At 48.3% G+C, this 12,219-nt stretch carries 7 protein-coding genes; 4 read left to right on the forward strand and 3 right to left on the reverse strand.

Annotated elements, in window-relative coordinates:
- The 4 genes from RSA72_RS12055 to RSA72_RS12070 form a co-directional block, all read left to right on the forward strand.
- On the forward strand, positions 1 to 2,463 hold a 2,463-nt coding region (locus tag RSA72_RS12055), incomplete at its 5' end, for a beta strand repeat-containing protein (RefSeq protein ID WP_332633233.1).
- 231 nt (positions 2,464 to 2,694) lie between these two features.
- On the forward strand, positions 2,695 to 4,218 hold the full coding sequence (locus tag RSA72_RS12060) for a TolC family protein (RefSeq protein ID WP_332623305.1): 1,524 nt from the start codon (positions 2,695 to 2,697) through the stop codon (positions 4,216 to 4,218).
- The gene (locus tag RSA72_RS12065) at positions 4,215 to 6,341 is read left to right on the forward strand and encodes a type I secretion system permease/ATPase (protein ID WP_332623304.1); all 2,127 of its coding nucleotides are present in this window, start codon (positions 4,215 to 4,217) and stop codon (positions 6,339 to 6,341) included. The genes RSA72_RS12060 and RSA72_RS12065 overlap by 4 nt, the downstream gene beginning before the upstream one ends.
- A complete protein-coding gene (locus RSA72_RS12070) occupies positions 6,341 to 7,522 on the forward strand; it encodes an HlyD family efflux transporter periplasmic adaptor subunit (protein ID WP_332623303.1) in 1,182 nt (393 codons plus the stop codon). Before RSA72_RS12065 ends, RSA72_RS12070 begins: the two co-directional genes overlap by 1 nt.
- A 239-nt stretch (positions 7,523 to 7,761) precedes the next feature.
- Here the strand turns inward: RSA72_RS12070 and RSA72_RS12075 are convergent, their stop codons facing one another.
- The 3 genes from RSA72_RS12075 to RSA72_RS12090 all read right to left on the reverse strand — a co-directional run bounded on the left by RSA72_RS12075 (position 7,762) and on the right by RSA72_RS12090 (position 11,836).
- The gene (locus tag RSA72_RS12075) at positions 7,762 to 9,162 is read right to left on the reverse strand and encodes an aminotransferase-like domain-containing protein (RefSeq protein WP_332623302.1); all 1,401 of its coding nucleotides are present in this window, start codon (positions 9,160 to 9,162) and stop codon (positions 7,762 to 7,764) included.
- Between the two features lie 225 nt (positions 9,163 to 9,387).
- The gene (gene cydB / locus RSA72_RS12085; RefSeq protein WP_332623300.1) at positions 9,388 to 10,392 is read right to left on the reverse strand and encodes a cytochrome d ubiquinol oxidase subunit II; all 1,005 of its coding nucleotides are present in this window, start codon (positions 10,390 to 10,392) and stop codon (positions 9,388 to 9,390) included.
- Positions 10,385 to 11,836 (reverse strand): cytochrome ubiquinol oxidase subunit I, encoded by a 1,452-nt coding sequence (locus RSA72_RS12090; protein ID WP_332623298.1) that lies wholly within the window; start codon positions 11,834 to 11,836, stop codon positions 10,385 to 10,387. The genes cydB and RSA72_RS12090 overlap by 8 nt, the downstream gene beginning before the upstream one ends.
- Positions 11,837 to 12,219 lie beyond the last annotated feature (383 nt).

Raw genomic sequence — 12,219 nt, forward strand, 5'->3', positions numbered from 1 at the left:
CCGGGCACGCCTGACCAGGGCGGCATCGACCTTGTTGCGGGCGCGATCACGGTGGACATCACCGATAAAGGCGCCATCACGGGCGGCACAACGGACGTTGCGCCGAATACCGATGTGGTATTGACGATCACCGGCAAGAACGCGGCCGGCGGCGATGTGACGGTAACTAAAACCGTCAAGACTGACGGCAGCGGCAACTACAGCTCCGCGCTGACGCCGGCGGACGGCATTGCGGAAGGCTCGGCGGTTACGGTTGTGGCCAGCACCACCGACCGCAACGGCAAGGCTGTGCCTCCTGCAACCGATGCGGTTGCGGGCAAGGCCGACCATGACGGCAATCCGGGCACGCCGGACCAGGGCGGCATCGACCTTGTTGCGGGCGCGATCACGGTGGACATCACCGATAAAGGCGCCATCACGGGCGGCACAACGGACGTTGCGCCGAATACCGATGTGGTATTGACGATCACCGGCAAGAACGCGGCCGGCGGCGATGTGACGGTGACGAAGACCGTCAAGACTGACGGCAGCGGCAGCTACAGCTCCGCGCTGACGCCTGCGGACGGCATTGCGGAAGGCTCGGCGGTTACGGTTGTGGCCAGCACCACCGACCGCAACGGCCGAGCTGTGCCTGTGGCAACAGATACAGTTGCAGGAAAAGTTGACCATGACAGCGATCCGGATACGCCGGACCAGGGCGGCCTAGACCTTGTTGCAGGCAAGATCACGGTTGATATCAATGATATTGACAGTACTAAGATTGCGGGAAAAACAACGGATGTTGAGCCGAACAGTACAGTAACTTTAAACATTACCAGCATTGATGGAAATGGTGAAACGCTTATATTTACCAAAACAGTTCCAACGGATGCTAATGGTGACTATAGCTACACTTTAAGCCCTACAGAAGGCAATGCCGCGGATGTCATTGCAACCGTAAATGACCGTAACGGCAAAGTACAGCAAGCGGATGATCAGTTAAGCCCTGTGGTGAAAGCGGATCCTGGGACAAACGTCAATAATGGCGATAATACTGTAACAGGCACTTCGGGCAATGATATTTTGGCTGGCGATATCGGCGGTTTAAAAACCAACTTTGTTACAGGAAAAGACTATAACGTATCTATTGTTCTAGACTTGTCCGGAAGTATGACATGGGCAATGAATGGAGCAGGAAGCCCGCCAGTAGGCCAATCACGCCTTGAAATTGCCAAAAAAGGCTTAAAAGCCTTTATTCAGCAAATGGGAGATCATGACGGTGTCATTAATTTGCAGATAGCATCTTTCTCGTCAGATGGCCGGGGTGGCAATAATTACAATAAAGTTTTCATGGATGTAACCGCTGCCAATATAGATGAAATTTTTACTTATATTGGTACGGGAAAAACAGATGGCTTGCAAGCAGATGGCGGTACTTATCCAGAGTTTGGCTTTAACAAAGCTGTTAACTGGTTTAATGGCATATCAACTCCTGGTTTTGAAAATCAGACTTACTATGTTACTGACGGTGAACCAAGCAGCACACAAGCAACGCTTGATTCTGCTTTTAGTCCATTAGCTGCGCAGAGTAAAGTCTTTGCTGTCGGGGTGAGTAGCTCTATTCAAGATTCTACGGTTTCGCGTTATGACAATACCGATATCAGCGGCAATAAGCTTCCTGGTACTTGGAATGGTGATTCTAATCATGGTACGGCTAAAGCGATTGCAGATGCATCAAAACTGATCGCTTACCTGATTGGCGGTTCTGAAAACTTTGTTCCTGCAGATGTCGGAAATGATACTGTGAAAGGCGGTGCAGGCGCAGACATCCTGTTTGGCGATGCGATGAACACAGATCACCTGACATGGACTGGATATGACCCGCTTCAGTATCCAAAGTATTCAGGTTATTCAAAACTGACAGCTTATCTGAAAGCGACAGTGACAAGTGGCGCAGAGCCAACGCAGCAGCAGGTTTATGAGTATGTAAAAGCCAATTACAAAAAATTCATTGATGCTGATGCGATTGACTTAGCAACCAAAGGCGGTAGTGATTCCATCTATGGCGGTTCCGGAGATGACATCATTATTGCAGGCGCGGGCAATGACAAGGTTTATGGCGGTTCAGGAAATGACATTATTTCCACAGGCCGCGGTGACGATACCATTATGTTTGATGTGCTGAATGCTGCAGATGCGACGGGCGGTAATGGCAAGGATACCTGGGTAGACTACGAAGCCAATGATAAGATCGAGTTCGGTACAGGATTCTTTAACGGCTTATTATCTAGCGATCTAAGCAATGCGGGCAAGGTTGGCGCGTTCATCTCTGTTGCAAATGATGGCCTAGGCAATACTGTGGTTAAAGTTGACCGTGATGGTACTGTAGGCGGTACGGTAATGTCTGATTTACTGGTAATTGAAGGTAAAACAAACTTAAGCTTGCAAGACTTGCTGAATAATAACCAAATCATTATTGGTTAATAGATCTTTGACGGATTGGCTTTCGGGCTGATCCCTCATGCTGGGAGCGGTGTGCAGAGCATGCCGCTCCCTTTATCCATTGTGAATTCCAATTTTTCTTCCATTGGATTTTTTTAAATAATGCATTTAAAAATATGTATTTAAAACTGCAATGGATGTTGCTATAAACTAAGGATGTTATTCGACATCTTTTGATACTCATACGGTATGTATTTACCCGATGCCTAAACCATGAATTTAATGAAATCAAAAATATGGCTGATTTTATTTTTGCCTATATCCGCACCTATCACCCTTGTGCATGCAGAAGCGCCAAAAGGCTATTTAAACTCTGCCAAGAAGGGAATGAGCCATCTCTTTGCACCGCAGCCAGCTAATTTCAATCAAGTGAGCATTCAGGCGCTAAGCAATTTTCCGCTGGATACGCAGCAGATGCAAGAAGCGCTGCCAGTCGTTGTAAGCTCAGTCCAGCCGCCGCGTGACAGAGCGGTAACGGCTGTTCCGACAGGCTCAGGTTACTCCATTCATGAATTGAATATGATGGAAGCCATCCATCAGGCTTTACAGCGGCGGCCCGAAATTTCCCGAAGCATTGCAAGTATAGCAGGGCAGAGTGCAAACATTGACGCCGCTAAGGCGCAATACTATCCGCAAATTTCAGGCGGCATCAGCACTGCCGATTTGACCTCGGGGGAGCGCGGCCGGCAGCTTTATACCTTATCGGCTACGCAAGTGTTATATGACTTTGGCAAAATTAAAAGTTCAGTCAATGTCGAAGAGGCGAGATTGTTGCAGGAGCAGGCAAATGCGCTGGTGAGTATTGATGACATTGCTTTTCAAACTGCAAATGCCATTATTAATATTAACCGCTATAAAGAAATAGTGCGCATCGCAGATCAGCAAATTAAAGGCATTGCGCGCATTGCTGAAATTGCAAATTTGCGTGCAAATGCAGGCATCAGCAGCCAGGCTGATCCGATACAGGCAAAGTCCAATTTAGAAGCTGCTGAATCCAATAAGCTGATTCAGGAAACGCAGCTCAAGCAGTATCAGCAAAAATTGCGCACTTTATTAGGATATGACGTTGCAAATATGCAATTAAGTATTCCAGACAGTGTTGTCCGCAACGCCGGCCTGTACACAGAACCCGAATTCACTCAAATTCCAGAAATGATGGCAGCCCAAGCTGCCGTACAAGTTGCAAAATTTCAAAAAGAGCAAACCAGCTTAAGCGCTTATCCGACAATCAATATTAAAGGCAGTTTAAGCCAGGCGCTGAATGGCAGGAATCCCAATAATAATGAAGATGATGGCCTGTATAATTCTATTATGCTGGAAGCGACCAGCAACTTTTTTCAGGGCGGCGCTGTGCGTTCGAAGCTGCGTTCAGCCAGCTATGCAGAGGAAGCGGCTAAAGCCCAAGTTAATACAGTATATCTGGATGTCTTAGATCAGGTGCGGCTGATCCGTGAACAAGTTGAAAATAAGCAAAAGCAAATGGAAATTTTAGCGCTCAGAAAAGAAACGACAGCGCGGACAAAAGAACTGTATCAGGAGCAGTATAAATTAGGCACGCGCACAGTGGTCGATCTGTTGAATTCAGAACAGGCGATTCACAGCGCGGCGCAGGAAATAGAAACCGCCAGATACGATATTTACTCCGGCTTGATGCAGTATATTAAAGTAACAGGCCGTTCCCGGGAACTTTATCATTTAAACGATACCTCTATTCAAGGGTTTGAGATTCAGCCATGAGCACTATAATCAACTATCAGCCATGGCTTCAAGCCGTCTTAACTGTTGCAAAACATTACCGGATAGAGCCATCTGAAGAGCGCATCCGCCTTCAGCTGGACTGGAATCCGAACCAGACTGTTGACGATATTCTGGCCACCGTTACCCGCCAAATTGGCATGAACCTGCGTAAGGCGGCATTTAGCGCAGAAGCGCTCAGCCCTTGGCGTTTGCCAATGATAATTGAAATGCAGGATGGGCAGGTTGGAGTGCTGGATAAAATTGACGCTTCGGGGAATGCCAGTATTCAGTTCAGCGGTGATCAGGGATTGGCGCAAACTTTAACGCAGGATATGCTCATACAAAATGTGGCGAATGTTTATATTCTGCGTCCGGAAAAATCTGTACCGGATGTACGCATTGATGAATATGTAAAACCTTATGAGGCAAGCTGGTTCTGGTCAATTGTATTGCGGGATTGGAAGCGCTATCTGGATGTGATGTTTGCTTCATTAATGGCAAATATATTGGCATTAGCGACCATTCTGTTCTCAATGAATGTTTATGACAGGGTCATTCCTGCCCAGTCAGTTCCTACTTTATGGGTGCTGGCTGGCGGTGTGCTGATCGCCGCTATTTTTGAATTCAGCCTGCGTGTAGCCCGCATTTATTTATCTGACATTATTGGAAAGCGCGCCGATTTAACGATTTCAGACCGGGTATTCGGCCATGCCTTAAGAATAAAGAATAAAGAGCGCTCCAAATCGACAGGCACTTTTATTTCACAAATTCGTGAACTGGAAGGCGTGCGCGAACTGGTGACCTCAACGACCATATCTGCAATTGCTGACTTGCCATTTTTCTTTTTATTCCTGGCAATTTTTTGGCTCATTGGCGGCCATCTGTTTTGGGTCATGGTGCTGGTGGTGCCGCTGATGATTCTTCCCGGCATTTTGATTCAGAAACCATTGGCGAAACTGGCATCTGAAGGAATGCGTGAAGGCGCGATCCGCAATGCTACGCTGGTTGAAGCGGTTCAAGGGATTGAAGACATTAAGCTGCTGCGGGCAGAATCACGCTTTCAAAACCAGTGGAATCATATGAATGAAGTCTCTTCGGATATTTCGATGCGCCAGCGCAAGCTGGTCGGCGTGATGACTGCATGGACACAAAAAATTCAGGGCTTAACTTTTGCAATTGTGGTCTTGGTTGGCTGTTTTGCCGTGATGAAAGGTGAAATGACCACAGGCGCGCTGGTTGCCTGTTCAATTCTTTCTTCACGGATGCTGGGGCCTATTGCGCAAATTTCAGGTGTATTAGGCCGTTTGCAGCAGGCGAAAGTTGCGAAAACCAGTCTGGATGAGCTGATGAAAAAGCCAGTTGATCAGCCGCCTCATTCTCATTTGATTCACCGTCCTGCATTGCTTGGGCATTATGAACTGAATGGCACGGTATTTAAATACAGCCAGAATGATGCGAAGCCAACTTTAGCTATTCAAAAGCTTGAGATTAAAGCGGGTGAAAAAATCGCAGTTTTAGGGCGCAACGGTGCAGGCAAATCGACTTTGCTGCAATTGCTGTCAGGCATGCAGGAGCCGGTACAGGGGAAAATTAAGCTGGACGGTGTTGATCTGGGGCTGATTGATCCATCGGATGTACGGCGCGATATGGGGCTGCTGAATCAGAATGCGCACTTATTCTTTGGCTCTGTCCGGGAAAATCTGAAATTAGGAGCGCCTCTGGCGACAGATCAGGAGATTTTAGAGGCGCTGAAGATTACGGGTGCTTTAGATTTTGTACAGGAAAAAAAAGAAGGTTTGGATCACCAGGTTTTAGAAGGGGGGGCAGGCTTTTCTGGAGGGCAGCGCCAGGCCTTGCTGCTGGCGCGGCTGCTGCTGCGTCAGCCAAGCATTGTGCTGCTGGATGAGCCTACCGCCTCGCTGGATGATGTGTCTGAACAGCAGCTGATTCAGCAGTTAAAAGGCTGGTTAGGTCAAAAAACCTTAGTGATCGCAACACATCGCCGCGCTGTACTGGAGCTGGTGGACCGCATAATTGTGCTTCATGACGGCAAGATTGTCATGGATGGACCAAAGGAACAGATATTGCAGCAGTCAACATCAAATCAGGCAGGGGCAGCATAATGAGTCAGCATCAAAATAAGCAGGTCAAATTGCAAGAATTAGAACCGCCTTTGCCGAAAGCCAGCTTATTCATCTGGATTATCTGTATCGGTTTGCTGGTTTTGCTGGCTTGGGCTTGGCTATTTAAGCTCGAAGAAGTATCAACAGGAACAGGAAAAGTCGTTCCATCTTCAAAAGAGCAGATTATACAGTCGCTTGAAGGCGGGATTTTGACTAAATTGAATGTACGCGAAGGTGAGGTTGTTCAGCAGGGGCAAGTTCTTGCGCAGCTTGATCCGACCCGTTTTGCATCCAATGTTGGGGAGTCCGAGTCTTTATTGCTGGCTTCAAAAGCGACAGCAGCGCGCCTGCGCGCCGAAGTGAATGGCGCATCTTTGAAATTCCCGGCAGAAGTCTTGAAAGAGCCGGCGCTGGTCAATGAAGAAACAGCGCTGTACCATTCGCGCCGTTCTAATTTAGAGGAATCTTTAGCGGGTTTAAAGCAGGCATTAACTTTAGTAGAGCAAGAATTAAAAATGACTGAACCGTTGGTTGCGAAAGGCGCTGCGAGTGAAGTTGAAGTTTTAAGATTAAAACGGCAAGCAACTGATTTACGCAATCAAATGAATGATGTTCGGAATCAATATTTGGTCAAATCGCGTGAAGAATTAGCCAAAGCCAATACGGACATAGAAACCCAGTCCCAAGTTGTGAAGGGTAAGTCAGATACGTTAAGCCGTACGGTTTTTAAATCGCCAGTACGCGGTATTGTCAAAGAAATTGACGTGATGACATTAGGCGGGGTGATTTCTCAAAATGGGAAACTGATGACGATTGTCCCTTTGGATGAGCAGCTTGTCGTTGAAGCGCGTATTTCCCCGCGTGATATTGCATTTATCCGCCCAGAACAGGAAGCTTTAGTTAAAGTTACAGCTTATGATTATTCTATTTATGGCGGATTAAAAGGCAAAGTTACCGTTATCTCGCCAGATACACTGCGCGATGAAGTCAAGCAGGACCAATTTTATTATCGGGTATATATCCGCACTGATTCAGACAAGCTGACCAATAAAGACGGAAAACAGTTCAGTATAACTCCTGGTATGGTGGCGACCGTTGATATTAAAACGGGCGCGAAAACAGTGCTGGATTATTTAATCAAGCCATTTAATAAAGTGCAGGAAGCGTTAAGAGAGAGATAAAATCTATCGAATCTGGAGCGCATTATTAGCTCAAATCTGAGCTAATAATGCGCGGTTTTTACCGGTATCTGCCGGATTAAATTTGAGCTAAGTTTGTTTCTCCAAAATTCGGGGGATTCCTTGAGGGATCTGTAATCAATATTCTTGCGCTTTTTCCTCCCGCTTGCGCGGCAGTTCAGATCGCGTATTTACTGATCGTAAATCCCAATCGGCATGTTTCATTTATAGGAAGCTTTTTTCTACAGCTGGCTGGCTTTAATGCATTGAACTAAGCCATGCAGTGCCTGCTGCATCTTTTCAGTCATTTCAAATGAGCAGTTCACCCGGATATGATTGTGCTTTTTATCGGTGCGGTAAAATAATGCGCCGGGAGCCACGCTGATTCCTTTTTCCAGCAGCTGATGGTAAATCAGATTGCTGTCCATCTGCGCCGGCAGGGCAATCCATAAAAAATAGCCGGAAGGGTAATAATCAATGCTGCAGCCTTCAGGCAGATGCGCGGATAAATAGTGATAATATTGGTTTTTTAAACGCTTCAGGGTATTGCGGAGCGTTTTTAAATGCTTTTCATAATAGCGGTGCGACAAATAGTCCGCCAAGGCATTCTGGATGAAGGAATTCACCGACAGCGTGCTCATCAGCTGCAGGTGCTGAATATGCTCTGAAAATTTTCCGGCATAGACCCAGCCCACCCGGAAGCCTGCGCCTAAAGTCTTGGAAAATGAAGAGCAGTGCAGCACTAAATTCTGCTGATCAAAATACTTCATTGATAAAGACTTTTTATGGTCAAAATACAATTCTTCATACACGTCATCTTCAATTAAATAGATTTCATGCGCATGCAGCAGCTGAGCCAGTTGCAGCTTAATTTCATCGCTTACCGTAAAGCCAATCGGATTATGGCTGTTCAGCATCAGCAGGCAGACTTTGACCGGATAGCGGGCAATGGCATTTTTAAATGCATCTAAATCAATGCCGTGTTCGGGGTGTTCCGGAATGGTAATCACTTTTAAGCCGAGGTGTTCGGCTGCCTGCCATGCACCGTAAAAAATCGTTTCCTGCAGCACAATACAGTCACCAGGCTGGGTCATGGCCTGCAGGGATAAATTTAAGGCATCCAGGCCGCCCGAAGTAATGACAATATCGGAGGGATCAGTCGGAATGCCCTGCATACAGTAGCGTTGCGCAATCAGCTTTCTTAACTCCAGATTTCCCGGCGGCAGGCTGGGCATCTGTTCATAGCTCAGGCGGTGCTTGGCGCGCTGGCCTAAAGTCTGCATCAGCTTGGCCGAGTACAGCAGCTGGCTGTCCGGAAATGCGCTGCCGAAAGGAATGATTTTTTCTGACTGGATGGATTTTAAATACCTGAAAACCGCAGAGTTGATTTCTATTTTGTCATTCAGGATCACGCTATGGGAAACAGCCGGCAGGGCATCTCCGGCAATGAAATAGCCTAATTTTGCTTTGGAATAAATCAGCCCCTGCGCTTCCAGTTCCTGATAGGCGTTCATCACGGTAATCAGGCTGAACCCTGACGCTTCCGCCTGCTGGCGCAAAGACGGCAGCTTGTCATGCGGCTTCCAGAAACCGCTTTCAATCAAATGCTTCAGGCTCAGTGCCAGCTGTTCTGATTTATACATATTCGGTTACGCTCAAATGCAGAAGCATGGAGGGCTGGCTTCAGCGCTCCATGCATTTCAAAGGAAGAAATTCCAGAATAGCGGTTTTTCAATAAGCAAAGCTCAGCATCAGCCTGAAAAATCCTGCAATTAAGGCCAATGATGCGAAGCCTAAGCACCATAATAAGATAAACCATAATGCTGGGCTAAGCCGGTCAGCAGATTTTTTCATCTATGCCTCCTGAGTTAATGATAGCCTTCATCGCCAATGCGGACTTTGTCGCGGAAAACCCAATAGGAAAAAAATGTATAGGCGATAATAATTGGGATCAAAATCACCGCGCCCACTAAAGTGAATTTCAGGCTGGATTCAGGCGCCGCGGCCTGCCAGATCGAAACCGACGGCGGAATAATGTTGGGCCACAGGCTGATAATAAAGCCGCTAAAGGCCAGAAAAACCAGCGCAAGGGTATAAATAAAGGGCTGTGCATCGCGCTGCTGCCTGCAGGCGCGCAGAATCAGCCCGCTGAAAAGCGCAACTAAAACAGGCACGGGACTGAAGTACAGAAGATTCGGCAGCGCAAACCAGCGCTGCGCAATTTCGGGATGCGTCAGCGGGGTATAGATGCTGACCGCGCCGAAAATAATCAGCAGCGCAATCAGCAATTTAGGCATGAGCTTATACATGGCCTGCTGCAAATCCGCTTCCGTTTTTAAAATCAGCCAGCCGCAGCCAAGCGCGGCGTACATGGCGGCCACGCCGATGCCAGTGAAAACAGAGAACGGCGTCAGCCAATCCCACACGCCGCCGCTGTAAATGCCGTTTGAGGTTTGAATGCCCTGAATATAGGCGCCCAGAATCATGCCCTGGAAAAAGCTGGATAAAATTGATCCCCAGATAAAGGCCTGATCCCACAGGTATTTGGTGCGCGTGGCCTTGAAACGGAATTCAAAAGCCACCCCGCGGAAAATCAGCGCAACCACCATTAAAATAATCGGGATATACAGGGCAGAGAGCACGGTGGCGTAAACCAGCGGAAAGGCTGCAAACAGGCCTGCGCCGCCCAGCACCATCCATGTTTCATTGCCGTCCCACACCGGCGCGACGGTGTTCATCATCACATCGCGTTCCTGCGGGTCTGAAATGAAGGGGAACAGAATGCCGATCCCTAAATCAAAGCCATCCATCACAACATAGATGAGCACACCCAGGCCGATAATGCCCACCCAAATTAAAGCGAGGTCAATCATGCGGTTTCTCCTTGTTTTGAGCCGCTTCCGCTTCATCAATCGGTTCATCCACTGCGCTGAGCGGGCGCAATGGGGTCTTAAAATGGCCCGGGCCGGCGCGCTGCGCCGCTGAATGGCTTGAAAATGCAGGGCCGGCTTTAAGCAGCCTGAGCATGTAGTAAATGCCGCTGCCGAAAACCACGGCATAGACCAGCACAAAAACAATCAGGCTGAATCCGACCTGATCTGCAGTTACGCTGTGGGACAGGCCATCCTGAGTGCGGATCACGCCGTAAACGACCCACGGCTGGCGCCCGACTTCAGTGGTGACCCAGCCGGCCAGCAGAGCGATATAGCCTGTCGGCCCCATGACTAGGGCGAATTTATGAAACCATGAAGCTTCATACAGCGCGCCTTTCTTGCGCAGCCACAGCGCAGTCAAAGACAGCAGGACCATCAGCATGCCCAGCCCGACCATGACGCGGAAACTCCAGAAAACGGTGGGCACATTCGGGCGGTCTTCAGGCGCAAAGTCTTTCAGGCCGGTGACTTTGCCGTCCAGCGTATGGGTGAGAATCAGGCTGCCTAAATAGGGAATGCCGATTTCGGCTGCATTGGCCTCTTTTTCCATATCCGGAATGGCGAACAGCAGCAGCGGCATGGCATGATCTTCGTTGGTATTCCAATGCCCCTCAATGGCGGCCAGTTTTGCCGGCTGATGCTTTAAGGTATTCAGCCCGTGATGGTCGCCAATCACGACTTGCAGGCAAGAGGTGATGAGCACCATCCACAGGCCCATGGAAAAGGATTTTTTAACCAGCTCATCGCGCCGGCCTTTCAGCAGATGCCAGGCGGCGGTTCCCGCGACCAGAAGCGAAGACACTAAAAAGGCCGCCGCAGCCATATGCGCGAAGCGGTAGGGGAAAGATGGATTAAAGACAATCGCCCACCAGTCTGCAGGGACAATGATGCCGTTTTCTATGGCAAAGCCCTGCGGGGTCTGCATCCAGCTGTTTGAGGATAAAATCCAGAACATTGAAATGCAGGTGCCGACCGCCACCATAAGCGTGGCGAAGAAATGCGCTTTCGGGCTGACGCGCCCCCAGCCGAACAGCATAATGCCTAAAAAGCCGGCTTCGAGAAAAAAGGCGCTCAGCACTTCATAGGTCAGCAGCGGGCCGGTAACGCTTCCGGCAATCCGGGAAAATTCACTCCAGTTGGTGCCGAACTGATAGGCCATGACCACGCCTGAAACCACCCCCATGGCGAAAGCCACTGCAAAAATCTTAATCCAGTATTTGAATAAATCTTTATAGACAGGGTCTTGGGTGCGCAGCCATTTCCATTCCAGCAGCGCGAGAAAGCAGGCTAAGCCAATGGAAGTTGCAGGAAAAATAATGTGAAAGGAGACGGTAAAGGCAAACTGAATTCTGGCCAGCTCCAGCGCGGTTAATCCGAGGCTCATCGCATGGCCCTCCGGCGGTTAAGCGCCCTGAGGCTGCCCGCGCATCGCGCGTAAAAAAGCATAGATCGTTTCATGAAAACTGCCTGCTTGGAATAATTGTCAAGATCTTGCATGACAATGCTGCCCAGAGGTAGGTACAGAAAATGAAGAGAAAAAATATAACAGACAGCGGATAAAGCGGAACGCTGTTATATTTTTTAATGCTGTTCTGAATCTAAAGGAAAAATAAGGCAGCGCAGGTTTTAAAAACTGAAGAGGGCATAAAGCACCAGCTTTTTTCATCAAAAATAAAAGCTATATTAGATCTTTTTCATAAATCAATAAGTGATCATTAATTGGCAGTGAAATTAATATTGAAAGTTCCTTCTCTTGCGCCATATATG

Origin of the sequence: Acinetobacter sp. (genome assembly GCF_036659555.1) — a bacterium.
Taxonomy (GTDB): domain Bacteria; phylum Pseudomonadota; class Gammaproteobacteria; order Pseudomonadales; family Moraxellaceae; genus Acinetobacter.

What these genes read in the sequence shown, in the direction of transcription:
- RSA72_RS12060 (WP_332623305.1), top strand. Translation starts at nt 2,695, where the DNA reads ATGAATTTAATGAAATCAAAAATATGGCTGATTTTATTTTTGCCTATA.
- RSA72_RS12065 (WP_332623304.1), top strand. Translation starts at nt 4,215, where the DNA reads ATGAGCACTATAATCAACTATCAGCCATGGCTTCAAGCCGTCTTAACT.
- RSA72_RS12070 (WP_332623303.1), top strand. Translation starts at nt 6,341, where the DNA reads ATGAGTCAGCATCAAAATAAGCAGGTCAAATTGCAAGAATTAGAACCG.
- RSA72_RS12075 (WP_332623302.1), bottom strand. Translation starts at nt 9,162, where the DNA reads ATGTATAAATCAGAACAGCTGGCACTGAGCCTGAAGCATTTGATTGAA.
- cydB (WP_332623300.1), bottom strand. Translation starts at nt 10,392, where the DNA reads ATGATTGACCTCGCTTTAATTTGGGTGGGCATTATCGGCCTGGGTGTG.
- RSA72_RS12090 (WP_332623298.1), bottom strand. Translation starts at nt 11,836, where the DNA reads ATGAGCCTCGGATTAACCGCGCTGGAGCTGGCCAGAATTCAGTTTGCC.